This window comes from Thiohalorhabdus sp. (assembly GCF_046545655.1).
Classification (GTDB): domain Bacteria; phylum Pseudomonadota; class Gammaproteobacteria; order Thiohalorhabdales; family Thiohalorhabdaceae; genus Thiohalorhabdus.
Genome location: NZ_JBKGZG010000043.1, coordinates 1 through 23,919, shown reverse-complemented (window position 1 = coordinate 23,919; position 23,919 = coordinate 1). Strand labels below are relative to the sequence as shown.

24 protein-coding genes, 5 tRNA genes and 1 pseudogene are annotated in these 23,919 nt (G+C 70.8%); 15 read left to right on the top strand and 15 right to left on the bottom strand.

Features of this window, described 5'->3' with window-relative positions:
* Window positions 1-8: 8 nt before the first annotated feature.
* The 3 genes and pseudogenes from ACLFRB_RS09845 to ACLFRB_RS09835 form a co-directional block, all read right to left on the bottom strand.
* Window positions 9-299, bottom strand: a pseudogene (locus tag ACLFRB_RS09845) (integrase core domain-containing protein); the annotation flags it as partial.
* 141 nt (window positions 300-440) lie between these two features.
* Window positions 441-923 (bottom strand): single-stranded DNA-binding protein, encoded by a 483-nt coding sequence (locus tag ACLFRB_RS09840; RefSeq protein WP_411068835.1) that lies wholly within the window; start codon window positions 921-923, stop codon window positions 441-443.
* A 46-nt stretch (window positions 924-969) separates the two neighbouring features.
* Window positions 970-2,370, bottom strand: a complete 1,401-nt coding sequence (locus ACLFRB_RS09835; protein WP_411068834.1) for an MFS transporter — start codon at window positions 2,368-2,370, stop codon at window positions 970-972.
* 175 nt (window positions 2,371-2,545) lie between these two features.
* Between ACLFRB_RS09835 and uvrA the strand changes: the two genes are divergently transcribed.
* On the top strand, window positions 2,546-5,395 hold the full coding sequence (gene uvrA, locus ACLFRB_RS09830) for an excinuclease ABC subunit UvrA (RefSeq protein WP_411068833.1): 2,850 nt from the start codon (window positions 2,546-2,548) through the stop codon (window positions 5,393-5,395).
* 16 nt (window positions 5,396-5,411) lie between these two features.
* Here uvrA and ACLFRB_RS09825 read toward each other — a convergent pair whose 3' ends face one another.
* Window positions 5,412-5,714 carry a hypothetical protein gene (locus ACLFRB_RS09825; protein ID WP_411068832.1) on the bottom strand — a complete coding sequence of 101 codons (303 nt, stop codon included), beginning with the start codon at window positions 5,712-5,714 and terminating at the stop codon, window positions 5,412-5,414.
* A 482-nt stretch (window positions 5,715-6,196) separates the two neighbouring features.
* On the opposite strand from ACLFRB_RS09825, the gene ACLFRB_RS09820 reads away from it, so the two are divergent.
* The 3 genes from ACLFRB_RS09820 to ACLFRB_RS09810 all read left to right on the top strand — a co-directional run bounded on the left by ACLFRB_RS09820 (window position 6,197) and on the right by ACLFRB_RS09810 (window position 10,365).
* The gene (locus ACLFRB_RS09820) at window positions 6,197-6,907 is read left to right on the top strand and encodes a sulfite exporter TauE/SafE family protein (RefSeq protein WP_411068837.1); all 711 of its coding nucleotides are present in this window, start codon (window positions 6,197-6,199) and stop codon (window positions 6,905-6,907) included.
* 110 nt (window positions 6,908-7,017) lie between these two features.
* Window positions 7,018-9,477 carry a putative bifunctional diguanylate cyclase/phosphodiesterase gene (locus tag ACLFRB_RS09815; RefSeq protein WP_411068831.1) on the top strand — a complete coding sequence of 820 codons (2,460 nt, stop codon included), beginning with the start codon at window positions 7,018-7,020 and terminating at the stop codon, window positions 9,475-9,477.
* Window positions 9,478-9,534: 57 nt separating this feature from the next.
* Window positions 9,535-10,365: a symmetrical bis(5'-nucleosyl)-tetraphosphatase gene (locus tag ACLFRB_RS09810; RefSeq protein ID WP_411068830.1), complete on the top strand. Its 831-nt coding sequence runs from the start codon at window positions 9,535-9,537 to the stop codon at window positions 10,363-10,365.
* Between the two features lie 9 nt (window positions 10,366-10,374).
* Here ACLFRB_RS09810 and ACLFRB_RS09805 read toward each other — a convergent pair whose 3' ends face one another.
* Entirely contained in the window at window positions 10,375-10,605 is a 231-nt protein-coding gene (locus ACLFRB_RS09805; RefSeq protein WP_411068829.1) for a hypothetical protein, read from the bottom strand.
* A 51-nt stretch (window positions 10,606-10,656) separates the two neighbouring features.
* On the bottom strand, window positions 10,657-11,019 hold the full coding sequence (locus ACLFRB_RS09800; RefSeq protein ID WP_411068828.1) for a hypothetical protein: 363 nt from the start codon (window positions 11,017-11,019) through the stop codon (window positions 10,657-10,659).
* A gap of 174 nt (window positions 11,020-11,193) precedes the next feature.
* On the opposite strand from ACLFRB_RS09800, the gene ACLFRB_RS09795 reads away from it, so the two are divergent.
* From ACLFRB_RS09795 to ACLFRB_RS09775, 5 genes are all read left to right on the top strand, one after another.
* Window positions 11,194-11,281: transfer RNA gene (locus tag ACLFRB_RS09795), tRNA-Leu, on the top strand.
* 16 nt (window positions 11,282-11,297) lie between these two features.
* Window positions 11,298-11,373 (top strand) — tRNA-Gly (locus ACLFRB_RS09790).
* A gap of 37 nt (window positions 11,374-11,410) precedes the next feature.
* Window positions 11,411-11,487 (top strand) — tRNA-Pro (locus tag ACLFRB_RS09785).
* Window positions 11,488-11,596: 109 nt separating this feature from the next.
* Window positions 11,597-11,672: transfer RNA gene (locus tag ACLFRB_RS09780), tRNA-Thr, on the top strand.
* A 7-nt stretch (window positions 11,673-11,679) separates the two neighbouring features.
* Window positions 11,680-11,766, top strand: a tRNA-Leu gene (locus ACLFRB_RS09775).
* A gap of 171 nt (window positions 11,767-11,937) precedes the next feature.
* Here ACLFRB_RS09775 and ACLFRB_RS09770 read toward each other — a convergent pair.
* Genes ACLFRB_RS09770 through ACLFRB_RS09760 form a run of 3 tightly spaced genes read right to left on the bottom strand, consistent with a single transcriptional unit; the run spans window position 11,938 to window position 14,310 of the window.
* Window positions 11,938-13,188: an ammonium transporter gene (locus ACLFRB_RS09770; RefSeq protein ID WP_411068836.1), complete on the bottom strand. Its 1,251-nt coding sequence runs from the start codon at window positions 13,186-13,188 to the stop codon at window positions 11,938-11,940.
* Window positions 13,189-13,215: 27 nt separating this feature from the next.
* Window positions 13,216-13,554 (bottom strand): P-II family nitrogen regulator, encoded by a 339-nt coding sequence (locus ACLFRB_RS09765; protein WP_411068827.1) that lies wholly within the window; start codon window positions 13,552-13,554, stop codon window positions 13,216-13,218.
* Between the two features lie 12 nt (window positions 13,555-13,566).
* Window positions 13,567-14,310 (bottom strand): TorF family putative porin, encoded by a 744-nt coding sequence (locus tag ACLFRB_RS09760; protein ID WP_411068826.1) that lies wholly within the window; start codon window positions 14,308-14,310, stop codon window positions 13,567-13,569.
* A gap of 288 nt (window positions 14,311-14,598) precedes the next feature.
* Here ACLFRB_RS09760 and ACLFRB_RS09755 point away from each other — a divergent pair, with 288 nt between their 5' ends.
* A complete protein-coding gene (locus tag ACLFRB_RS09755; protein WP_411068825.1) occupies window positions 14,599-15,825 on the top strand; it encodes a M16 family metallopeptidase in 1,227 nt (408 codons plus the stop codon).
* Window positions 15,826-15,850: 25 nt separating this feature from the next.
* On the opposite strand, the gene ACLFRB_RS09750 is transcribed toward ACLFRB_RS09755, so the two are convergent.
* The gene (locus ACLFRB_RS09750; RefSeq protein ID WP_411068824.1) at window positions 15,851-16,756 is read right to left on the bottom strand and encodes a LysR substrate-binding domain-containing protein; all 906 of its coding nucleotides are present in this window, start codon (window positions 16,754-16,756) and stop codon (window positions 15,851-15,853) included.
* A 170-nt stretch (window positions 16,757-16,926) separates the two neighbouring features.
* On the opposite strand from ACLFRB_RS09750, the gene ACLFRB_RS09745 reads away from it, so the two are divergent.
* Window positions 16,927-17,382: a c-type cytochrome gene (locus ACLFRB_RS09745; protein ID WP_411068823.1), complete on the top strand. Its 456-nt coding sequence runs from the start codon at window positions 16,927-16,929 to the stop codon at window positions 17,380-17,382.
* Window positions 17,383-17,416: 34 nt separating this feature from the next.
* On the opposite strand, the gene ACLFRB_RS09740 is transcribed toward ACLFRB_RS09745, so the two are convergent.
* Window positions 17,417-18,112 (bottom strand): cytochrome b/b6 domain-containing protein, encoded by a 696-nt coding sequence (locus ACLFRB_RS09740; protein WP_411068822.1) that lies wholly within the window; start codon window positions 18,110-18,112, stop codon window positions 17,417-17,419.
* A 154-nt stretch (window positions 18,113-18,266) separates the two neighbouring features.
* Here ACLFRB_RS09740 and ACLFRB_RS09735 point away from each other — a divergent pair, with 154 nt between their 5' ends.
* On the top strand, window positions 18,267-19,235 hold the full coding sequence (locus ACLFRB_RS09735; protein WP_411068821.1) for a CobW family GTP-binding protein: 969 nt from the start codon (window positions 18,267-18,269) through the stop codon (window positions 19,233-19,235).
* On the opposite strand, the gene ACLFRB_RS09730 is transcribed toward ACLFRB_RS09735, so the two are convergent.
* The gene (locus tag ACLFRB_RS09730; protein WP_411068820.1) at window positions 19,222-19,911 is read right to left on the bottom strand and encodes an SAM-dependent methyltransferase; all 690 of its coding nucleotides are present in this window, start codon (window positions 19,909-19,911) and stop codon (window positions 19,222-19,224) included. The genes ACLFRB_RS09735 and ACLFRB_RS09730 overlap by 14 nt on opposite strands.
* Window positions 19,912-20,085: 174 nt before the next feature.
* Here ACLFRB_RS09730 and ACLFRB_RS09725 point away from each other — a divergent pair, with 174 nt between their 5' ends.
* The 3 genes from ACLFRB_RS09725 to ACLFRB_RS09715 all read left to right on the top strand — a co-directional run bounded on the left by ACLFRB_RS09725 (window position 20,086) and on the right by ACLFRB_RS09715 (window position 21,971).
* The gene (locus ACLFRB_RS09725; protein ID WP_411068819.1) at window positions 20,086-20,502 is read left to right on the top strand and encodes a hypothetical protein; all 417 of its coding nucleotides are present in this window, start codon (window positions 20,086-20,088) and stop codon (window positions 20,500-20,502) included.
* A gap of 365 nt (window positions 20,503-20,867) precedes the next feature.
* A complete protein-coding gene (locus ACLFRB_RS09720; protein ID WP_411068818.1) occupies window positions 20,868-21,209 on the top strand; it encodes a hypothetical protein in 342 nt (113 codons plus the stop codon).
* A 117-nt stretch (window positions 21,210-21,326) separates the two neighbouring features.
* Entirely contained in the window at window positions 21,327-21,971 is a 645-nt protein-coding gene (locus tag ACLFRB_RS09715; RefSeq protein WP_411068817.1) for a DUF6064 family protein, read from the top strand.
* 9 nt (window positions 21,972-21,980) lie between these two features.
* Here the strand turns inward: ACLFRB_RS09715 and ACLFRB_RS09710 are convergent, their stop codons facing one another.
* From ACLFRB_RS09710 to ACLFRB_RS09700, 3 genes are all read right to left on the bottom strand, one after another.
* Window positions 21,981-22,661, bottom strand: coding sequence for a DNA alkylation repair protein (locus ACLFRB_RS09710; RefSeq protein WP_411068816.1), 681 nt, complete (start codon window positions 22,659-22,661; stop codon window positions 21,981-21,983).
* Window positions 22,662-22,701: 40 nt separating this feature from the next.
* Entirely contained in the window at window positions 22,702-22,998 is a 297-nt protein-coding gene (locus ACLFRB_RS09705; RefSeq protein ID WP_411068815.1) for a hypothetical protein, read from the bottom strand.
* Between the two features lie 75 nt (window positions 22,999-23,073).
* Window positions 23,074-23,919 (bottom strand): glycosyltransferase (locus ACLFRB_RS09700; protein ID WP_411068814.1); only part of this gene is annotated, 846 nt, incomplete at its 5' end.

Sequence of the window (23,919 nt, the reverse complement as noted above, 5' to 3'; positions counted from 1 at the left end):
CCCAGGGGTTATTCGGCCATATCCGGCTCGTCGGCAGTTGCTTTCCGCTCCTGACGATAGGCCGCTGCGAATTCCGCCGGGGTTCGGTAATCCAGCGCAGAATGTGGGCGCAGCTCGTTGTAGTCCCTTCGCCAGGCGGCGATCTCTTGTCTGGCGTGGTTCAGTCTGGTGAACCAGTGCTCGTTGAGGCATTCGTCCCGAAACCGCCCGTTGAGGCTCTCGATGTAGGCATTCTGCGTGGGTTTGCCCGGCTGGATGAGCTTCAGGTCGATGCCTCGGTCATAGGCCCCCTGGTCCATTTAACCCCCAAACTTTACTTTTTCGAAGGGTGGAAAATAACTCCACCTCCCGCTTAAAAACTTTACAAACCTAAAAACCAAAAAAGGCCCGCTACTTGCGGGCCTAGAACCGATACTTAACAATCTGAGGATAGGTGTTAATCAGAACGGAATATCGTCCTCGAAATCCTGATCGAAGTCGGGCTGGCCGCCGCCTCCGGACCCGCCGCCCTGCGGGGCGGTCTGGTCGAAGTCGGAGGGGGCCGACTGGTCCCAGCTCCCGCCGCCCCGGCCACCGCCGCCGGAACCGCCCCCGCCGAGCATCTGCATCTCGTTGGCCACCACCTCGGTGGTGTAGCGGTCCTGACCGTTGTTGTCCTGCCACTTGCGGGTCTGCAGGCGACCCTCGATGTAGACCTGGGAGCCCTTGCGCAGGTACTCGCCGGCGATCTCCGCCAGCCGGGAGAACATCACCACGCGGTGCCACTCGGTCTCTTCCTGCTGCTGACCGTCCCGGCCCCGGTAGCGCCGGGTGGTGGCCAGGCTGAGGTTGGCCACCGCGTTGCCGTTGGTGGTGTAGCGGATCTCGGGATCCCGTCCCAGGTTCCCGATCAGGATGACCTTGTTCACGCCGCCGCTGGCCATGATGCTCCCCTTCCTTGTGTACTGTTCGTTACCGCGTCCGCCCCGGCTAGCCGGCCGCCTCGGCCTCCGCCCGCGCCCAGTCCAGGACTCCGCCCAGGGCATCCTCGTCAAGGCGCTGGCGATCCACCTTGCAGTAGGCGGTGCCCTCGTCGGCGAACACCCGCACCTCCACCATGCCCTCCACCTCCTGCAGGGCCCGCTCCAGATCCCGGGCCTCCCCCGGCTCCAGGGCGCCCACAGCGATCAGGCGGGTGGATACATGATGGGGCACGGGGCCGGATAGGGCCACCCCCAGCCAGACCAGGGCCACCACCGCGCCGATCAGGAACACCCCCTCCGCGCCGTAGGCCCCCGCCACCGCGCCGCCCAGGGTGCCGCCCAGGAAGGCGCCGAAGAACTCGGCCACGTTGTAGACCCCCACGGCCGTCCCCTTGGCCGCCGCCGGGGCGGCCTTGGAGATGAGCGAGGGCAGGCTGGCCTCCAGGACGTTGAAGCCGGTGAAGAAGGCCACCAGAGCCAGGCCCAGGCTCCACGGCCCCGGAGGCAGCCAGGCCAGCAGGAGCAGGGCGGCCACCAGCACGGCGATGGCCCCCAGGAACACCGGCTGCATGAGGCGCCGCGCCTCGGCCAGGAACACCAGGGGGAACATGAGCACGAAGGAGGCTAGCACCACCGGCAGGTACAGGACCCATTGGCGGGAGGTGGCCAGCCCCGCCTCCTCCACCAGCAGCGGCGGGATCACCACGAACAGCGCGGTGAGCACCAGGTGCAGGGCGAAGATGCCGAAGTCCAGCCGCAGGAGGGTGGGATTGCGCAGGATGCCCCCCAGCATCTCCCGGGACAGCTCGGCGTCCCGGTGGCGGCCGGAATGCTCCGGCTCCGGCACCACCAGGTACACCACGGCGATGGCCCCCGCCGACAGCACGGCGGTAAGCCAGAAGATGCCAGGAACGCCGATCCAGTGCTCCAGGGTGGGCCCCAGCACCAGGGAAATGGCGAAGGAAACGCCAATGGTCATGCCGATCAGCGCCATGGCCCGGGTGCGGGTCTCCTCGCGGGTGAGGTCGGCGACCATGGCGATCACCGCCGCCCCGATGGCCCCGGCGCCCTGCAGGACTCGGCCGAGCAGGAGCAGGTAGATGTTGTCGGCCACCGCCGCCAGCACCGAGCCCACGGCGAACAGCGCCAGCCCGAAGGCGATCACCGGCTTGCGCCCCAGCCGGTCGGAGGCGGCGCCGAAGGGGATCTGCAGCAGGGCCTGGGTCAGGCCGTAGGCGCCGATGGCGGTGCCCATCAGCAGGGGAGTTGCGCCGGGCAGTTCGTGGGCGTAGAGGCTGAGGACGGGAAGGATGAGGAAGAGTCCAAGCATCCGGAGGCCGAAGATCCCCGCCAGCGACAGGGAGGCCCGGCGCTCGGCCGAGGACATTACGGTATTTTCCTCGCTCAAGGACGGTACTCCTGGGGTTCCTCCTGGCGGGCTTTGCCCCTCCCGCGCGAAAGGGGCTATGATACCTCGTTTCCCCGGCCCGGCATAACGGGCGGAGTCCGGCCCGGCCTTGCCCGGCCACACCCTGATTCCTACGGCCCGCCCCCGGCGGGCCCCTCCAGCACAACGGATAACCATGGACTGGATCCAGGTCCGCGGCGCGCGCACCCACAACCTGAAGAACATCAATGTGGACATCCCGCGGGACCGGCTGGTGGTCATCACCGGGGTCTCCGGGTCCGGCAAGTCCTCGCTCGCCTTCGACACCCTCTACGCCGACGGCCAGCGGCGCTACGTGGAGAGCCTCTCCGCCTACGCCCGGCAGTTCCTCAACATGATGAGCAAGCCGGAGGTGGAGTCCATCGAGGGGCTGTCGCCGGCCATCTCCATCGAGCAGAAGACCGCCTCCCACAACCCGCGCTCCACGGTGGGCACGGTCACGGAGATCTACGACTACTTGCGCCTGCTCTTCGCCCGGGTGGGGCAGCCGGTGTGCTACTCCTGCGGCAAGCCCATCCGGGCCCAGACCGTCACGCAGATGGTGGACCAGGTGCTGGGCATGGAGGAGGGCACGCGCATCTACGTGCTGGCGCCCATCGTGCGGGGACGCAAGGGCGAGCACCGCGAGCTGCTGGAGAAGATGCGCGCCCAGGGCTTCATCCGCGCGCGGGTGGACGGCGTGATGGCGGAGCTCGATGCCGGCATCCCGGAGCTCGACGGCAAGCGGGCCCACCAGGTGGAGCTGGTGGTGGACCGCCTGAAGGTGCGCGAGGACGCCCGCAACCGGCTGGCCGAGTCCCTGGAGACGGCCCTGCGCCACGGCGAGGGCCTGGCCCAGGTGCAGGTGGCCGACGGTCCGGAGCTGTTGTTCTCCGAGCGCTTCGCCTGCCCCGACTGCAACGTCTCCTATCCGGACCTCGAGCCCCGGATGTTCTCCTTCAACAACCCCCACGGCGCCTGCCCCACCTGCGACGGCCTGGGGGTGATCAGCTCCTTCGACCCCAAGCGGGTCATCCCGCACACCGACTGGACCCTGCGCGAGGGCGCCATCCGGCCGTGGGACAAGCGCCACAGCCACTTCTACTTCCAGATGCTGGAGGCCCTCGGCGATCACTACGGCTTCGACACCGAGACCCCCTTTGAGCGGCTCCCCGAGGAGGCGCAGCGCGTCATCCTATACGGCTCGGGCGGCGAGCAGATCCGCTTCACCTTCGAGTCGGAGTCGGGGAGCGCCCATTACCGGGACATGCCCTTCGAGGGGGTGATCCCCAACCTGGAGCGGCGCTACCGCGAGACGGAATCCGCCGCGGTGCGCGAGGACCTGGCCAAGTACATCACCGAGGAGCCCTGCCCGGACTGCGGCGGCGCGCGCCTGCGCATCGAGGCGCGCCACGTGCTGGTGGGCGGCCGGGCCATCCACGAGGTCACGGCGGACCCCGTGCACCGCACCCTGGACTTCTTCCGGGAGCTGGACCTGCACGGCAGCCGGGCCCAGATCGCCGAGCGCATCCTCAAGGAGATCAACGACCGGCTGTCGTTCCTGGTGGACGTGGGCCTCAACTACCTGACCCTGGACCGCTCGGCGGACACCCTCTCCGGCGGCGAGGCGCAGCGCATTCGCCTGGCCAGCCAGATCGGCGCCGGCTTGGTGGGCGTCATGTACGTGCTCGACGAGCCCTCAATCGGCCTTCACCCCCGCGACAACGACCGCCTGCTGGGCACCCTCAAGCACCTGCGCGACCTGGGCAACACGGTGATCGTGGTGGAGCACGACGAGGAGGCCATCCGCGCCGCCGACCACGTGGTGGACATGGGCCCGGGCGCCGGCACCCACGGCGGCGAGGTGGTGGCCACCGGCATGCCGGACGAGGTGGCCCGCAACACCGACAGCCTCACCGGCGCCTACCTGTCCCGCCGCGAGGAGATCGCCATTCCCGCCGAGCGCCATGCCCCCGCGGACGACCACGTGATAACGGTGGCGGGGGCCCGGGGCAACAACCTCCAGGGCGTCAGCGTGGACATCCCCCTGGGGCTGTTCACCTGCATCACCGGCGTCTCCGGCTCCGGCAAGTCCACCCTCATCAACGAGACCCTGGCCAAGGGCGTCTCCCGCGAGCTGCACGGCGCCCGCGCCCAGCCCGCGCCGCACGACGCCATCTTTGGGCTGGAGCGCATCGACAAGATTGTCAACATCGACCAGTCGGCCATCGGCCGCACGCCGCGCTCCAACCCGGCCACCTACACCGGCATCTTCACCCCCGTGCGGGAGCTGTTCGCCGGCACCCAGGAGGCCCGCACCCGCGGCTACAAGCCCGGGCGCTTCTCCTTCAACGTCAAGGGCGGGCGCTGCGAGGCCTGCCAGGGCGAGGGCGTCATCAAGGTGGAGATGCACTTCCTGCCCGACGCCTTCGTGCCGTGCGACGAGTGCGGGGGCAAGCGCTACAACCGGGAGACCCTGGAGGTGCGGTACAAGGGCAAGAACATTCACGAGGTGCTGGAGATGACCATCGAGGAGGCGCGGGAGTTCTTCGATCCCGTCCCCGCGGTGGCCAACAAGCTCCAGACCCTCATGGACGCGGGGCTGTCCTACGTGAAGCTGGGCCAGAGCGCCACCACCCTGTCCGGCGGCGAGGCCCAGCGGGTCAAGCTGGCCCGCGAGCTGTCCCGGCGGGATACGGGCCGCACCCTGTACATCCTCGACGAGCCCACAACGGGCCTGCACTTCGACGACATCCGGCAGCTGCTCTCGGTGCTGCACCGCCTGCGAGACCACGGCAACACGGTGCTGGTGATCGAGCACAACCTGGACGTCATGAAGACCGCGGACTGGGTCATCGACCTCGGCCCGGAGGGCGGCGAGGGCGGCGGACGGATCCTGGCCACCGGCACGCCCGAGGATGTGGCCCACGAGCCCGAGAGCCATACCGGGCGCTACCTCGCCGAGGTCCTGGCCCACCGCCTGGGCCCCGCCACCGCGGCCCGCTAAGGGCACGGCCCCTCGTTCAATCCTTCAAGGGGATCTCCCCTTCGCCGGGATACCGACGGTCCGGGCGCACGGAACGGCGCCGGTTGCTCTCCGGGCTGTTGCGGCTGTCGGCCTCGGCGCTGCGCAGGGTGAGCACCGCCCAGGTGGTCGCGGCCACCCAGAAGAAGGCCGCCAGCGACAGCCAGACCCCATTCCAGGACGGAGCCAGGAAGACGGTGGTCAGCGCGGCCAGCCAGAAGACCGCGATGGGGGGCGCGGTATGACAGCCGAGGCGACAGACGGAGGCGGGCGGGACAGCCACGGCCAGCAGGTAACGCATACGGACATCCTCCTCCCTTGCGGGGTCGCGCCTTGACCCATATCAAGACACGGTCCATGGCTCCAATGTATCCCCGCGTATCCCCTTTGGCTACCGTCGCGTCCCCTTACCCCGTTCCGTTCCGGACACCCCTTGTCCCGTTTGGCGCAATGCGATAGCCTGGGAACTGTGTCGCAAGGAACAAACACCCTGGCCCGATGCCGGTTGCAGCGCGACGACGGTCTTGGCATCGGGCTTGCAATGGGAACGGGCGAGGCCATAGCGAGGGCCAAGCCCTCCCTTAGATGCCTTCGGGCATCGACATTTCGGTTGGTTTAGGGTCGTTCGCGGCCCGGTGGAGCGGTTGCCGGTTTCCCCCCCCTTTTCCCGGCCCGCTCCATTTTTTTGTCCGAATTCCCATACCGGAAATAAGGTTATGGATTCTTGCCCCGGGATGGCTTACCCTTCCCCCTTTCCGGCATGCGGAGCATTTTCCCTTGGAGATGGAAGCCCTCACCCTTTCCGCCGCCTTCCTGGTGGGCCTGCTGGGCGGCCCGCACTGCGCCACCATGTGCGGCGGCATCACGGCCACCCTCACCTTCGGCCTGGACGAGCGCATCCGCGCTTCGGTATGGCGGCAGCTGCCCTTCCTGGCGGCCTACAACCTGGGCCGCATCGCCAGCTACACCGTGGCCGGCCTCTTCGCCGGCGCCCTTGGCACCGCCCTTGCTTTAGGAACCCCGCACGACACCGGCCCGGTCGTCCTGCGCAGCCTGGCCGGGCTCATCATGGTGGCCCTGGGCCTGTACATCGGCGGCTGGTGGCCCTCCTTCAGCCGGGTGGAGCGCATCGGCATGCCTTTGTGGCGCCGCCTGGAGCCCCTCGGCCAGCGTCTGCTCCCCGTCCAGGGTTTGGGGACCGCTCTGGGGCTCGGCGCCGTCTGGGGCTGGCTGCCCTGCGGCATGGTGTACATGGTCCTGGTACAGGCCCTCACCGCCGGGGGGGCGATCCAGGGCGGCCTGCTCATGCTGGCCTTCGGCCTGGGCACCCTGCCCAACCTCATGGCCATGGGCATGTTCGCCGCCGCCCTGGGGCGCTGGCTCGGCAACCCCTGGGTGCGCCGGGCGGCCGGGGCCCTGGTCGTCGGTTTCGGCCTGTGGACCCTGTGGATGGTCTTCGGCGGCGGCCACGGCGGCATGGGGAACGGCCACTGAACGGCGTAGCCCCATGCATGAGAACTCTTTTCGCGCTATGCTAGGCCCCACCGCGGCCTGCCCCGGTCCCCCGGGACGCTACCTCATCGCAAAGGGCATGGAACCGGACCATGGGCACCCTGCTCCTCCTCTCCATCACGGTCCGCCTGACGGGCCTGGGCCTGACCCTCTGGCTCCTGCTGCGGGACCGCCGCCTGCCCCTCCTCTTCCTGGCCGCGCTCACCTCCCTCATGGCGGCCCGCCAGGCCATCGCCTTCGCCCAGATGGACGCCCCCTGGCTGGGCGGGCCCTGGGTCGCCGAGCTCCCCGGCCTGGCCGTCTCCTTCCTGATCCTGGGGGTGGTGCTGGCCTCCATGCGCCTCCTGCGGGAGGAAGGGCGGCAGTTCTCCTTCTGGGACAATGTGTCCCGCGAGGCGGGCTTCGCCTTCGCCACCGTGGCCCCGGATCAGACCCTGCGCCGCGTCTCCACCAACATCCACGAGCTGCTGGGGTACTCCCCCGAGGCCCTGGCGGGCCGGACCTTCCACTCCCTCACCGCGCCCGGTTCGCCGCTGCGGGAGCTCCCCACACCCCAGGAGGCGCCCGACCTGGTCCGCGGCCTCCGCCGGGATGCGGTGCTGCTGTCCCGGGACGGCCAGCGGATCCCGGTGCGGATCTTCCTGCGCCACCTTGGCACGCCGCTGTATGAGCGCCGCCACTACAACCTGGTGATCGCGGACCGCCGGGAGGAGGTGCAGGCCCGCCAGCTCCAGGAAACCATCGCCGACCTGGCCCGGGAGGCGGAGGACATCATCAGCAACGAGGGCTGGGGCTTGGTGCACATCGCCGAGCGCGCCGCCGCCGCCCTGGACGTGGAACGGTTCAACGTGTGGTGGTTCTCCCCCGACTACCAGTTCCTGCGCTGCGCCGAAAACTTCGAGCGCACCGCGGGTCACCACACCGCCGGGGAGGTGCTGGACACCGCCCAGGCGCCCGCCTATGTGGAGGCCCTGCGCTCCAACCGGGTCCTGGAGGTGGCGGACACCACCTCGGACCCCAACCTCCATGAGCTGGCCTCCACCTATCTGGCCCGGCACGGGGTGCGGGCCCTGTTGGACGCCCCGATCCTCCTCGAGGGCGAGGTGGCGGGCGTGGTCTGCTTCGAGCACACCGGCGGCCGACGGGCCTGGAGCGAGGCGGAGGTGGCCTTCGCCGGCTCCATCGCCGACCTGGTGGCCCTGGCCCGCACCGCGGGCCGCCACCGCAAGCGTGCGGAGCAGCTCGCCCAGCAGGCCTATCTGGACCCGCTGACCGGGCTCCTCAACTGGCAACACCTCCAGCAGCGCCTCCAGGAGGAGGTGGAGCGGCAGGAGACCACCCGGGATCCGCGCCTGGCCCTGCTCTACATCGACATCGACCAGTTCCGCTACGTCAACGACACCCTCGGCCACGAGACCGGCGACCACCTCCTCGCCGAGGTGGCCAAGGAGCTCATCGCCGCCCAGCCCACCGAGGCCCTGCTCGGGCGGGTGGGAGGCGATGAGTTCGTCCTGGCGGTGCCCGGGCTGGGGGAGGAGGCGGCCTGTGGGTTGGGAGAGAGCATCCGCGACCGGCTGGCCCGGTTCGGCTTCCGGGTGGGCAAGCGGGACATGACCCTCTCCGTGAGCATCGGCGTCGCCCCCCTGCGGGACAGCTCGGACACAGCCGGGGACCTCCTGGCCCGCGCCGACCTCGCCTGCAACCAGGCCAAGGAGGAGGGGCGCGACCGCATCAGCCTCTACCAGCCCGGGGAGGCGGCCGGTCAGCTCATGAGCAAGCGGCTGGAGATGTTCCACCGGCTGCGCAGCGCCCTCAATCAGGACCGCTTCCGACTGGTCTACCAGCCCATCCGGGGCCTCGGCGGCGAGACCGGGGACTTCCACGAGGCCCTGCTGCGGATGGAGGAGGACGGCGAGCTCCTGCTTCCCGCCGAGTTCCTCCCCACCGCCGAGCGCTTCAGCCTCATGGGCGAGATCGACCGCTGGGTGGTGCGCCACGCCCTGGCCCGGCTGGCCAGGGAGCGCCGGGAGCGGCCGGGCCTCACATTCTCGATCAACCTCTCCGCCGGCGCCTTCAACGACCAGCAGCTCTGCGACGAGATCCGCCAGGAGATCGAGCGCCGGAAGCTGGACCCCTCCGCCGTGGTGTTCGAGATCACCGAGACGGTGGCCATCGCCAACATGGCGGCGGCCAAGAACATGATCTGGACCCTCAAGGAGATGGGGTGCCGCTTCAGCCTCGACGATTTCGGCAGCGGCTTCGCCAGCTTCGCCTACCTGCGGGAGCTGCCGGTGGACCTGGTGAAGATCGACGGCCACTTCATCCGCGAGCTGTCCGGCTCCACCCTCGACCGGGCCATCGTCCGCGCCCTGGTGGACATCGCCCACACCCTCGGCAAGGAGGTGGTGGCCGAGTTCGTGGAGAATGGCCAGACCCTGGCCCTGCTCCAGGAGATGGGCGTGCACTACGGCCAGGGCGCCTACCTGGGACCCCCGCAGGCGGATCCGGCCCCGGTGCTCCGTCGGCCCCGCCCCGCCGCCGGCGAAGCCTAGCCCCGCCCGCCGCCCGGGCCGGCAGAATACGGCCCCCAACCAATCACGGGGAACGCATTGGCCGTCTACGCCATCGGCGACATCCAGGGCTGCGGGGAAGAGCTGGAAGGCCTGCTGGGCCGGATCCGCTTCGATCCCGACCGAGACCGGCTGTGGCTGGTGGGGGACCTGGTGAACCGAGGCCCGCGGTCGCTGAAGGTGCTGCGTCGTCTGCGCGGGCTGGGGGAGACCGTACGGGTGGTGCTGGGCAATCACGACCTGCACCTCCTCGCCCTCGCCCACGGCCACGCGGCCTTCCGCAGGAAGGACACGCTGGCGGAGCTCCTGGAGGCGGAGGACGGACCGGCCCTGGTGGACTGGCTGCGCCGACAACCGCTGCTCCACAACGACGACCCGCCGGGCTGGACCATGGTCCACGCCGCCCTGCATCCCGGCTGGGACCTGGCGGAGGCGCGGCGCCGGGCCGAGGCGGTCGGCCAGGCGCTCCGGGGCCGGTGGGGCCCGGAGCTGGCCGGCTCCCTGTCCACCGCCGCCCTCCCCACCCACGAGCCCGCTCCCGAACGGGAGTGGGAATGGCTCCGCTTCACCGCGGCGGTGCTGACCCGCACCCGCTACTGCACGGCGGATGGGGAATTCGACTGGGGAGGCGCCCAGCCGGAAGATCCCCGCTTCGGCCCCTGGTTCGCCCACCGGGACCGGCGCTGGCAAGGCACCCGGGTGGTCTACGGCCACTGGGCCGCCAACGGGCTCACCCGCTCCGGGGACGTCCTCGGCCTGGACTCGGGCTGCGTCTGGGGCGGGGCGCTCACCGCCGCCCGGCTGGACGCCGACCCCCCGCCCCTGTGGCAATGGGACTGCCCCGGCCACTGGACCCCGGGGCGAGACTGAGGCGGCGGGTCAGTCCCCGCGGCGCGCCCGGAACCGCATCCAGAGCACCCCCATGCCGGCGGCGCCGAACAGGGCGCTGGACAGGAAGACTAGCGGCGAATCCACCAGGTACAGAAAGACGACGGCGGCGCCGATGTACAGCACCGGCAGGGCCTCGTAGAGGGGCCGGGGCAAGCCGCCCTCCACCCCCTTGACCGCGGCGCCGGCCACGGAATAGCGGGTCCGACTGCGCTGTGCCATGCTGCTTCTCCCCTTCTGTCCCCGCGAGGGGGCGCCCGTTACCCCGGCCCGCTACGCGAGCCGGGCCTCCAGCTCGGCGACCATGGCCGCCTCGTCCAGGGGGGTCTCCAGGGCCGGGGTAAGGTGGACGGAGAAGCCGTTGTCCATGGCCACCAGCTCCTCCCGTCCGGTCTCCCCGGTCTGCCGCCGCCACTCCAGCCCCCGGCCGTTGATGAACCGCTGCAGGTCGGCGGCGGTCATCTCCAGCTGGTGGTACTCCTCGAAGGGAGGATAGGGCCCGCCGTCGGGAGTCTTGAGGGTCAGGGACCAGCGGCAGCCGCGCACGCTCAGGGTCAAGCCCGTCCCTTGGGGATGGGCGAAGCCCTTGAACGGGGGCGTCCCGGATGCGCCTTGGTTCTCCGATCTTTCAGGCACTTGCGAACCCCTCCCGTTTCCGATTGTTGCCACACTCCAAGAAAATTGCAAGAAACCGCCTTCCCCCCCTTGCCTCCAAGGCCGCAGAATCCTATCCTAAACGACCCTTGCAGCGGGAAGCCATGATCGGCCACCCTGGATGCAGGGAACCATAGCCCGGAACGGGCGTCAGAAGCGCGGGTGGCGGAATTCGGTAGACGCGCTAGATTCAGGATCTAGTGGCCGCAAGGCCGTGTGGGTTCAAGTCCCACCCCGCGCACCATATTTCAAGGCGAAAAGCGGGCGTAGCTCAGCTGGTAGAGCACCACCTTGCCAAGGTGGATGTCGTCGGTTCGAATCCGATCGCCCGCTCCATTTGCCGGGAACCGGGCTGCCACGCGGCCTGTTTCCACGGGGTGTAGCTCAGCCTGGCAGAGCACCGCCTTCGGGAGGCGGGGGCCGGTGGTTCGAATCCGCCCACCCCGACCATATTCGTGGTCTAAGCAGGCCTGTGGGGAGCGCCGCTGAGCGCACACCCCGACCATGCAGAGTGCTCCATAGGCTTGCGATGTCCCCACGGGGACAGCACCAGTCGGATGCCCGCGTAGCTCAGCCGGTAGAGCACACCCTTGGTAAGGGTGAGGCCACTGGTTCAAGTCCAGTCGCGGGCACCAGTCGCTCGCGCGGGTGGCGGAATCGGTAGACGCGCTAGCTTGAGGGGCTAGTGGGCTTACGCTCGTGTGGGTTCAAGTCCCACCCCGCGCACCATAGGAAGGAAAAGGCCCGTGGCCGGGATCGGCCGCGGGCCTTTTTTGCGTCACCTGCACCCCAAAAAGGCCCCGGGCCTGCCCGCGTTGGGCGGTTCCCGGGGCCTTCCGAACGCGGCCGGCTATCGCCTGCCCAAACCTCGGGAGCCGGCCTGTCTCACCGCCGTCCCGCTCAGGTCCGCGATCCCTCGAACTCCGGATAGGCCTCCAGGCCGCACTCGCTCAGATCCAGGCCCTCGTACTCCAGCTCCCCGGAGACGCGGATGCCCATCGCCGCCTTGAGGATGCCCCAGACGAGCAGGCTGGCCAGGAACACCCAGGCGAAGATGCCGACCATGCCGAGCAGCTGGGCCCCGAGGCTGGCGCCGGCGTTGGACAGCGGCACCGCCAGCAGCCCCCAGATCCCCACCACGCCGTGCACCGAGATGGCGCCCACCGGGTCGTCGATCCGGAGCTTGTCGAGCCCCACGATGGACAGCACCACCAGGATGCCGCCCACGGCGCCGACCACCAGGGCCAGAAGCGGCGACGGCGCCAGCGGCTCGGCGGTGATGGCCACCAGCCCGGCCAGGGCGCCGTTCAGGGTCATGGTGAGGTCGGCCTTGCCGAACAGGAGGCGCGCGGTCAGCAGGGCGGCCACCACTCCGCCGGCCGCGGCAGTGTTGGTGTTGACGAAGACCCGGGCGACGTTGTTGGCCGACTCCACGCTCGCCACCGCCAGCTCGGAGCCGCCGTTGAAGCCAAACCAGCCCAGCCACAGCACGAAGGTACCGAGCGTCGCCAGTGGCAGGTTGGCGCCGGGAATGGCGTTGATGACGCCTCCGGGGCCGTACTTGCCCCGCCGCGACCCGAGCAGAAGCACCCCGGCCAGGGCGGCGGAGGCACCGGCCATGTGCACGATGCCGGAGCCGGCAAAGTCCGAGAAGCCGGCCTGGTCGAGCCAGCCGCCGCCCCAGGTCCACATGCCCTGCACCGGGTAGATGAAGCCGGTCATGATCACCGCGAAGGCCAGGAAGGCCCACAGCTTCATGCGCTCGGCCACGGCCCCGGAGACGATGGACATGGCCGTGGCCACGAACACCACCTGGAAAAAGAAATCCGACAGGTTGGAGTAGTACGGCGCATCGTCGCCGCCGGCGAGCACCGCCTCGGTGGGATTGTCCGCCCCGATCAGGAAGCCGAGCCCGGGAATGACCGAGGTCAGCGACGATCCGTACATGATCTGGTAGCCCACCAGCAGGTACATGATGCTCGCGGTGGCGAACAGCGCCACGTTCTTGGTCAGGATCTCGGCGGTGTTCTTGCCCCGCACCAGCCCCGCCTCGAGCATGGCGAAGCCCGCCGCCATCCACATTACCAGCGCCCCGGACATCAGGAAGTAGAAGGTGTCTAGGGCGTAGCTCAGCTCTTTCAGTCCATTCATTGCTTCCATTCGTTCGGCTCCTTGGGCCTACAGGGCGTCCGCGTCGGTCTCGCCGGTGCGGATGCGCACCGCCTGCTCCACGGGGGACACGAAGATCTTGCCGTCGCCGATCTTGCCGGTCTGGGCCGTATCGGTGATGGCGTCCACCACCGCCTGCACCTGGTCCGCGGGCACCACCACGTCGATGCGCACCTTGGGCAGGAAGTCCACCACGTACTCGGCGCCGCGGTAGAGCTCGGTGTGGCCCTTCTGGCGGCCGAAGCCCTTCACCTCGGTCACGGTGATGCCCTGCACACCGGCCTCGCCGAGGGCCTCGCGCACGTCGTCCAGCTTGAACGGCTTGATGATGGCGGTTACGAGCTTCATGGCTGCGCTCCTCTAGAAGGTCCAGGTGGCCCCGGCCCAGAAGTGGTTGTCCAGGTAGCCGTCGCCGCTGCTGTCGAACCGGTCGCTGCCGCCCCAGGTGTAGTTGAGGCTCATGTCGGCTCCGGTGGCCGCCAGCGGGTGCGAGAGGCTCACGGTGGCGTCGCGGAAGCCGCCGTCCTCCGTGCCGCCGGTGATGAATTCGCCGTCGCTCTCGTAGAAGTAGTAGCCGACATCCGCGGCAAAGGTGAATTCTTGGGGCAGGTCCTGCTCGAAGCTCAGCTTGACGTAGACGTCCCCCTGGTTGGTCCAGGTGGCGTCGTCCAGGGCGTAGTTCACGGACAGGCCTACGGGGCCGTAGGACCCCGCCACGTAGGCCTCGGGAACATTGGCATCCGAGTCCTCGACCCCGGCGGCGGGATCCTCGCCGTTGCCCGTGTAGAGGAAGTAGAGCAGGCCAAGGTCGTAGTCGAAGCCCCCCGCCGACCCGCTGTAGCCACCGTACAGGTCCACCTCGTTGTTGTTGGGGGCGCCGTAGTCAAGGGTGGAGAACCAAGTCCCGGCGTAGAGGCCCGAATCGTGGCCGTAATCCAGGCCGCCCTGGAGCGCCGTGCGGCTGTCCTCGACGCCGCCGCGGAAGATGTACTGGGACACCGCCCCGATGTTGCCGCTGACCTCGGCCTGGGCCGTGGCGGCTCCGGCGAGGAGGGCGGCGGAGGCGGCCAATGGGGCAATGCGAAACGGAACGTGCTCGGGCATGGGAATCTCCTTGCGTGGCGTCACTTGCGTTCGGCCCTTCTAAGGCAGGGATCGTGCCAGACATAAAAACCTTTAAATTTCATAGATTTCCATTAATGTTTTGCGGGGAAAACAAGCGGCCGTGCACCGTAAGGGGCCGCCGCCCGAGGCGCAGGCACCAACAAGGTGCAAGAACGGGCCCGCGGGCGGCTCGCCCACACCCGCTCCGGGTTTTCCTGATACGGTGGATTGTTGAGCGGCGGATCGGAGACCGGACCCGCGGCACCTGAAAAAGGCGAGGACGGAGCGGTGACGAGGGAAGACCATCACGAGGAATGGCCCAACGGGGTGCGGCTGGCGGTGCGCCCCAAGCCCGGTTTCGCCGGGGCCGCCCTGGGCCTGTGGCTGGTGAACGGGGTTCGCTACCAGGCCCCGGGGGAGGACGGCCACGCCCACCTGCTGGAGCATTTTCTTCTGGAGGGCCCGGAGCCCGGCCAGGGGCGGCTGCGGGCCTACGAGCGCCTGGGCGGCCGGGTTAACGCCCAGACGGGCCGGGAGCTGACGGCCCTGCACGGCACGGTCCCGGCCGCCCGGGCCCCGGAGCTAGCCCGCCTCCTGGCCGAGGCCCTGGCGCCCCGGCCCCTGGGCCGCGAGGCCCTGGATCGCGCCCGCACCACCGTGGACCGGGAGCGCGAGGCCTGGGCGGCCAACCCCGCCACCCGGCTGGAGGAGCGCGCCCTGGGGGCGGCGCTGGGCGACGATCCCCTGGCCCGGCCCCTGCTGGGGGAGGCCGACGCCCTCGCCCGGGCCACTCCCGCCTCCTTCGCCCGCTACTGGTCCACCGTGGCCCGCGGGGGCCGGATCCTGGTAGCCGCCGTGGGGAACGTGGATCCGGGCGAGCTTTCCGAAGCCCTGGCCCCCTTGCGGCACCTGCCCGCCGGGAACCCGCCGGCGGTGGCCCCACCCCGCTGGCACGGGCCAGTGCGGACCGCGCCCTCCAGGGCCGACGGCTTCGGCCAGCTGCTCTGGCTGCTGCCCGCCCCCGGGGCCGCCTCCCCGTGGCGGCCCACGGCACGCCTCGCCAACCACATCCTGGGCGACGGCATGGACAGCCGGCTCGACCGCAAGCTCCGCCACGAGGCCCAGCTGGCCTACCGCTTCCGCGCCCACCAGGAGACCTACTCGGACCAGGGGCTGTGGTGGCTGGAGGTGGACACGGATCCGGAATGGCGCGATGCCTGCCGTCGGGTGGTGGAGGAGGCCGTCCGGGAACTGGCGGAGGAGGGCCCCACGGACGCGGAGGTGGAAGACGCCGTGGCGCATTGGCGGGCGGTGGCCGCCCTGCAGCGGGACGACCTGCTCGTGGAGATGGAGTCTTTGGCCCTCGCCGGGCTCTACGGCGCCGGAAACCCGGCGCACGCCGACCTGCACGCGGTCACCCCCCAGGGGCTGCGGGAGCTGATGGCGGACTCCTGGGGGCGGCGAGTGGCGCCGCCCGCCAAGCTACCGGCGTCGGCGCGCCACTCCTTCCATTGAGGCCCGCCCGATCCCGCCGGCAACCCTAGGGGGCGAGCCAGGACGCCAGGGCCCCGGGCTCCGCCAGCGCGTCCAGGAACCAGCGCAGGGCCCGTCCGCGCACGGGAGTGCGCCAGGCCAGGTAGACGGTGGTGGGCGGCACGGGGTTCGTCAGCCGCAGCTCCCGCAGGGCCCCCGCGCGCAGGTGGGGCGCGGCGGCGTGCCGGGCCAGATGGCCCACGCCCAGCCCTCGCAACAGGGCCGCCACCTTGGATTCCTGATCCGGGACGGTGAGTGCCGGCTGCCCGCTGCGCAGGCCGGTGCTGCGCTCGGGCCGTTCCCGCGCCGAGTCCGCCACCGTAACGACCCGGTAAGGGCGCAGGTCCTCGGGGGTCAGGGTCCGGTCGAGGTCGGCCAGAGGCAGGGCCGGGGCCGCCACCGGCACCAGCCCCACCTCCCCCAGGGGTCGCACCGCGTATTCCCGGCCGGAGGGGCCGTCCCCGGTGGCGCCAACCACCAGATCGGCCCGGCCGTCCAGCAGAGCCTCCCAGGCCCCCGCCAGGGCCTCCCGGCCCAGCCGCACCTGTACGCCCGGCTGCTCCGCGTAGAACCGCTCCACCAGGGGGAACAACCCCGCCACGGGGAACAGGGCGTCCACGGCGATGCGCAGTTCCGCCTCCCAGCCGGTGGCCACCCGCTGCGCGGTGGCCTCCAGATCCTGGGCCGCATCGAGGATGGGCCGGCCCTGCTCCAGCACCAACCGCCCCGCCTCGGTCAGCACGGGACGGTGCCCCCGCCGATCGAACAGGCTCACCCCCAGGCCCTCCTCCAGGCGTTGCACGGTGTAGGTGACGGCGGAGGGAACCCGGTGCAGCTCCGCCGCCGCGGCGGAGAAGCTGCCCTTGCGGTCGATGGCGTCGAGCACCTGCAAAGCTTCGAGGGTCAGGGCCATGGCCGTCCCTCCGGAGGGTCATTCAAAATGATTGAAAGTTTTCATCGAAACTTTCTTATTTACTTGCGGACGGCCACTACCTAGGTTCGGGACTGCCCCTTGCCTGTCCCGCCCATGGGGCGGGCAAGGCGAGCCATGCAACTACCAACCGAAGCAGGAGGAAGCACCCCATGCACCGCAAGATCGCCACCCTGCTGGCGGGCGCCCTGCTGGCCACCGGCGCCACGGCGCACGCCGCCGACGACGAGGAAGAGAAGGCCGTGGAGTACCGCGAGTCCGTGTTCCACGTCATGGGCCACAACTTCAAGCCCATGGGCGACATGATGAAGGGCGAGATCGACTTCGACGCCGAGGAGTTCGCCACCCGCGCCGAGCGCGTCTCCCAGCTCGCCCACATGCCCATGGAGGGCTTCGTGGAGGGCACCGCCGACGTGGCCGGCAGCGAGGCCAAGCCCGGCATCTGGGAGAACTGGGAGGACTTCCAGGGCAAGATGGAGGACCTCCAGGAGACCTCCGCCGAGCTGGCCGAGGTGGCGCAGGGCGGGGACAAGGGCGCCATCGCCCCCAAGTTCAAGGCCGTGGGCGAATCCTGCAAGGCCTGCCACGACGACTACAAGGAAGACTGACGGCCGGGCGGCCGGGGCCCGGCCCCGGCCCGCCTCACCCCGCCGCGGCGACCCCCCAATACACCGCCGCCAAGCACGCCGCCATCAGCAGCAGACCCCGCAGAACCACCCCCCAGCTGAACCGCTCCGGCTCTTCGCCGCCCGCCGTGGAAACCCGCTTCCATCCGGTAATCATGGGTCGCACCAGATCCTCCCGGGCCAGCAAGGGATAGACCACCACCACCGCCGCAACGTGCAGGCCCACCACCCACAGCAGGGCATCGAACAGGGCGTAGTGCGCGCTGTTGAGGAAGCTCTCGATGTCGCCGGGGAGGGTACCCACCAGGGGTCCTTCGGTGAGGATGTCGTCGCTGGTGAACAGCCCCGTGAAGGCCTGCGCCCCCACCAGCAGCAGGATCAGCATAACCGCCCAGCCGCCCGCCGGTCCGTGGCCCAGGTGCGGCGCCGGGCGCCTCCGCAGGAGGCCGCGCAGCTCCGCCACCACGTGCCGGGGGCCGGCCAGAAAGTCGGCGAAGCGGGCGTGCCGGCTCCCCCAGAGCCCCCACAGCAGGCGGAAGGCCACCAGCCCGAGCACCGCCTGCCCGGCGAGCATGTGGGCGTCCATCCAGTCCAGGCCCTGCTCCCCGCTCCACCAGCCGAAGCCGATCAGAGCCACCAGGGACCAATGGAACAGCCGGAGCGGCCCGTCCCAGACGGCCACCCGGCGTTTGCCGGAGCTCGCGGATGCCAATGCACCTTCCTCCCTGCGCAGGTTTGGTGCGCGCAATCGTGCCCTTCGCGGCGTCCTTTTTCAATGAATCTGAATAGGCGGGGCGGTGGACGGGCCCGGGCGACTCCGTCAGGATAGCCGTCCATCCGCCGCACCGGAGGCACTCCGTCCAGCCATGCCCGAGCCGTCCCCCCTGCCCTGCCACGTGATCGCCGGCCCCCTGGGGGTCGGCAAGACCACGGCCACCCTGGACTACCTGCGCCGCCACGCCGGCGAGCAGGAGGTAGGCGTGGTGGTCAACGATTTCGGCCCCGTGGGCCTGGACGGCGCCATCCTGGAGGGGGAGGGCGGGGAAGGCGGACCGGAGGTGGCCACCGTGCCGGGGGGCTGCGTGTGCTGCGCCGCCGCCGAGGGGCTGGTCACCACCCTCCAGCGCATGCTGGAGCTGCCCGGACTCGACCGGCTGATCATCGAGCCAAGCGGCATGGCCGACCCCGCCCAGGTGCTCGGTTTGCTCCGGCAGATGGCCGGGCAATCCCGCCTGGAGCTGCGACCCACCATCGCCCTGCTCAACGCTGCCGAGTTCGAGCCGCACCGCGCCTCGCAGATGCCCTTCTTCCGCCACATGGCGGACGCCGCCGACATCCTGGTGCTGAACCGCTGCGACGCCGCAGAGCCCGGCACCGAGGCGGCCTTCCGCGAATGGGCGGCGGGGCTGCAACCGCCCAAGCTGCGCGTGGTGACCACGGAGCACGGCCACCTCGACGAGGAGCTGTTCGCCCTGCGCCTCCCCGAGCCGGCGGGGACGGAAGACCACGCGCACGGCCACACCCACGCGGTCGAGGAGGCGGCGGAGGACCCCAGCGGGGGCGCCACGTGGCCCGCGGCGCGGTGCTTCCAGCACGACCGCCTGACCGCGGTGCTGGAGGGCCTGGCCCGGGAGGGGATGGAGGACACCCGCGTGGAGCGGCTCAAGGGGGTCTTCCGCACCGAGCGCGGCTGGTGGGTCCTGCAGATCGCCAACGGGGAGGTGAAACGACGCGAGACGCCAGCGCGCAAGGACAGCCGCGCCGACTGGATCGCCACGGAGGGCCGCCCGGAAACGGTGCGGGCCCTGCTGGAGGGCGCCCTCAGGACGGAGTAGACCGGGCCCGCAGCATGCGGTTGCCGCCCGGCTGCAGCTCGTAGGCCACCTCCTCCACCGTCACCGTCCAGCCCTGCCCCTCCAGCCACTCCCAGACCGGAGCCACATCATGGGCCGGCAGGCCTTCCAGCTCCAGCAGGGGGAAGATCCGCACCTCCCGGGCCACCCGGGCCGCCTCGGCGGCGGCCTGGAGGTGGAATTCCGGGGAAAGGCGGCCGCTGTAGGAAAACAGCAGGTGGGAGATGAGGGCCAGGTCGAAGGCGTCATCGGCGAAAGGCAGCCGGGGCAGCTCGGCGGCTACGTAGCGGCCGGGACTCTCCCCGGCCTCCAGATCCTCCAGGAAAGCGTCCATCGCCACGCGCCGGGACTCGATCAGGTCCCCCACGGAGCCGTGGTAGTCCCAGCGGTAGCCCTCCAGATTCGCCAGGAGCTCGGCCTCGATGCCCGGGCGGGCCCGGTCGATCCGGCGGCGGATGTCGGCGGGGGAGAAGCGGTACAGGGGGTCCGCCGAGACCACCGTCCCGCCCCGTCGGGTGAGCTCGGCGTTGAAGCTGGCCGGTCCGTCGCCCACGCCCAGGATGGCCCGGTCCAGGTCGGCGTTTTCCAGCCGGAACAGGTCCCGGTATTCCTCGAAGGAGCGCCCCCAAGGCGCCACCTTCTCCAGGGGGGAGGCCATCAGCCCGCCCTCGCCGTCCGCAGGCGGAGGCCGTCCCCCCCGGCTTCGATGTCCGCGCGAGTCGCCATTTCCGTCCCCCTTTGGCTGACCGGGACCGTCCGCGCCCATTGATGGCCCGCCCACCCGCCGTTATGGGTGGGGAAAAGGCAACCTCACCGGACGGAGCCCGTACCCATGAAAATCTACGACATCTATCGGCATCCCGCGCACGGCGTCCGGGCCGTGAAGCAGGGGTTCTCCTGGCCCGCCTTCCTGGGCGGCGGACTGTGGGCCCTCAGCAAGGGCATGGGGCGCCTGGGCCTCGCCCTGCTGAGTCTGGGCCTGGCCCTGGCCGGCCTCGCCGGCGCGGCCCTCCTCCTGGAGGCCCGGATGCTCGCGCTCGCCGTGGCAACGACGGCGGCACTCACCGCCCTGGTCCCCGGGCGCCGTGGCAACCTGTGGTGGCGCCTGACCCTCCGGGAGCAGGGGTACTACCGCGTCTGTACCGTGGACGGGCGCTGTCCTGCGGAGGCCCTCCGGGCCGGACCGCCGATGGCGCGCACCCCGGTCCGCCAAGAGCCAACATGGGAGCCCGCTCCGCCGCCCGGGTAGACCCCCGGACGCGATGGGTAAACAAAAGGTTATGGGGATTTTTACCGCAACGATCGGATCGGGGCAATCACGAAATCACCCCGCGAGGCAAGGGGATGGGGTGGGCCCATTGGGATTCCGTCCAACCGGACAACCAGGAACGGCGAAAGCCCGAAAAGCCGAAATCTCCACGGCCCCTCGGTCCCGGGTTCCGACCACGCGGGCCTTCCGCCCCGGGCGCGGCCGGGGCGGAAAAACCATGCAGCCTTATGGACATAGGGGGTTCACCTAATTGGCCGCCCGACCCGAATCGAGGCCTAATGCTCCCCTCAGCCCGGGGACCCCCGACCGGGAAGGCAACCACACATTCAGCAGGGTCGGCATCCATGAAGCAAAAGGACTGGAAAACCAACCTGGACACCGCACACGCCAGCCTCCGCGCCCAGGAGGAGATCCTGGAGCGCCTGCGCCGGGAGGTGGAGGACGGCGAGGACCCCTACATCGCCGCCTCCCAGCTGCTAACCCGCTGGCAGTTCCTGCGCACCCACTTCCGCCAGACCCAGCTCGCCCTGCTGCGCGAGGCGGGGGAGATTCCGGACCTGAACGATTACCAGCGGCGCCGGACCCTGGACTCCCTGGAGCTCCGGGCCCGGCAGCTCGACGCCAGCCTGTCCTCGGTGCTCAGCGAGCTGGAGCGTCAGGAGGAGCGGCACCCCGCCACCGCATGAACGGCAGGGGACTCCGACGATCCCCCCGGGTAGAGGCGCTAAGGTTCGCGCGACCTGTCGGGTAAAGGAGACGCGTGGTGTAGACTGGTCCCCTGACCCGCAACCCGGGAATACGGGATGCCGTACACCCTGGAAGAATTCCTTGGCGTCTATGCGGCCTACAACCAGGCCCTGTGGCCCCTATCCCTTTTGGGGGGGCTGCTGGGGCTGGCGGTGGTGGTCCTTTACATTGCCCGGCCCCCCTGGGCCGACCGGGGGGTGGCCGGGATCCTGGCGGTCTTCTGGCTGGTGGTGGGCGGCGTCTACCACCTGACCTATTTCACCACCATCAACCCCCTGGCCTACGCCTACGCGGCCCTGTTCCTGGTGCAGGGGGCGCTCCTGGCCTGGGATGGGGTCTGGCAGGGGCGCTGGCGCCTGGGCCCGGCCACCGGGTGGCGCGGCTGGCTCGCCGCCCTGCTGGCCGGCTACGCGCTGGTGCTCCAGCCGCTGGCCAGCCTGGTTGGCCCCCGCGACTACGCCGACATCCCCCTGGCGGGGGTGGCCCCCTGTCCCACCACGCTGCTCACCCTGGCCATGCTGCTGCTCACCGCCGGCGGCCCTCCCTGGCGGCTGCTCGCCATCCCCCTGGCCTGGACCGGGATCGGCGGCAGCGCCGCGGTGCTTCTGGGCGTGCCCCAGGACTACGGCCTGATCGTCGCCGGGGCGCTGGTGCTGACGGTGGCCCTGGGCCCCTCCCGGCCCCGCCCCGCGCCCTCCTGAGACAGGACACTAGCTCAGACGGTCCTGCACCAGCTCCGAGCGCAGCTCCCGCTCGGCCTCGTGGCCGAGGCGGTGGGCCTCCTGGGACTGGCCGACGGGGTCCTGCAGGGCCTCCGCCACCTCCAGGGCCCGGGCGTTCAAGGCCCGCGAGCGCTTGCCGATCTGGCGCAGGGCCCAGCTGACCCCCTTGCGCACCCGCTCCCGGGGGTCCCCGGCGCCGGCTTCGATGGCCGGGAAAAAGGCCTCGAAGGCGGCGTCGGTGGCTGCGGCGTCGTGGAGGGCCAGGGTGGCCATGAGCACGTAACCGGCCCGGCGCGGGAGCTCCTCCTCCCGCTCCGCCCAGGCCCGGGCCTTGTCCCAGGCGGCGGGAACCCGCCAGAACAGGTTGGCGCAGCACTGGTCCGCCAGGTCCCAGGAGTTGAAGTCCGCCACCCAGGCCTCCATGAGGTCGGTGTCCACCCGGGCGGGATCGGCCACCATGGAGGCTAGGATCCGGGCCTCATGGATGCCGGTGTCCCAGAGGGCCAGGGCCAAGTCGTGGTCCGTGCCGATCTCCCGGGCCGTCTCCCGCAGCCGGGGGACCCGCACCCCCAGGGCGTGCTCGGTGTTGATGCCCAGATGGGCCATGGAGGCGATGGCGCCCGGCTCCGCCAGGGAGCGCAGGCGATCGATGACGGCGCTGGCGTCCATGGGTCCGCTTCCTGCTTCGGTTGGGGATGGGTGGCTGTGGCTAATGCTCCATGGAGCAGCAGTCCCGCTCGCCCTCCCGGGGCGCGGGCGATGGCGGCTCCGCCGGAGAGGAACGGTCCAGGCCCGGGGGCGGTTCGGGGGCAACCTCCTCCTCCGCGGGCGCCCCGGCGGGCTGCCCGGCCTCCGGAGACCCAGCCTCGGCGGGCGAATCTTCCGCGGGCGCGTCTTCTTCCCCGCCGTTGTCGGCGCCGCCCGGCCCGGCGGCCAGCCCGAGCAGCACGGCAAGGAGCGGGACCCCCCAGGACCCGGGGGCCCGCAATCCGGATCGCTTGCACATGTCCTCTACCTCACCTCCGCTGGAAGTCGGGTGGGGCGCGCCCCGGGACAGGGTACCCCACATCCCGCCGCCCGTTCAGCGGCCGAGAATCGCCCGGTAGACCTCGCGGTTGCCCGCCACCATGGCCTCGATGTCGAACTCGCGGCGCACCAGCTCCCGCCCGGCCCGGCCCATGCGGGCGGCGGCGCCGGGGTCGGCCAGGAGCTCGCCGATGGCGGCGGCCAGGGCGGAGGCGTCCCCCGGGGCCACCAGCCGGCCGTTCTCCCCGTCCCGGACCGCCTCCGGGATGCCGCCGGCGCGGGCGGCGACGATGGGGACGCCGGCGGCCGCGGCCTGCAGGAGGGAGACCCCGAGCCCCTCGCGCAGGGCCGGATGGACCACCAGGTCCAGACAGGGCAGGATCCGCGCCAGGTCCTCGCGGAACCCGGCGAACCGGACGGCCTCCGCCACCCCGCGCCGCCGCGCCTCCTCCTCCAGGGCCGCGCGCAGGGGGCCCTGGCCGAACAGCGCCACCCGGAGGTCCGGGAAGCGCTCGCGGAGGGCCGGCAGGGCCCGGAGCAGGTAGGTATGCCCCTTGCGCTCGATGAGCTGCGCCACCACCCCCAGCACCGGGCCGCCGTCGGACAGCCCGAGCTCGCCCCGGAACCACGCGGAATCGCAGGGCAGCGCGTAGCGCCGGGCGTCCACGGCGCTCGGGACGGTGACCACCCGCTCCGCCGGTACCCCCTCGGCGAGGAGGACCTCCCGGATGCCGGCGGAGATGGCGATGGTCCGGGCGTACAGGGGGTACTTGCGGGCCGCCCACCAGCGCGGCTCGGGGTTGTCCACCCGCCGGCTGAGCACCGCGGGCACCCCGGCCCAGCGCGCCGCCAGGCCGCCCCACAGGTCCGCGCCGCGGCGGCTGTGCACGTGGACCAGGTC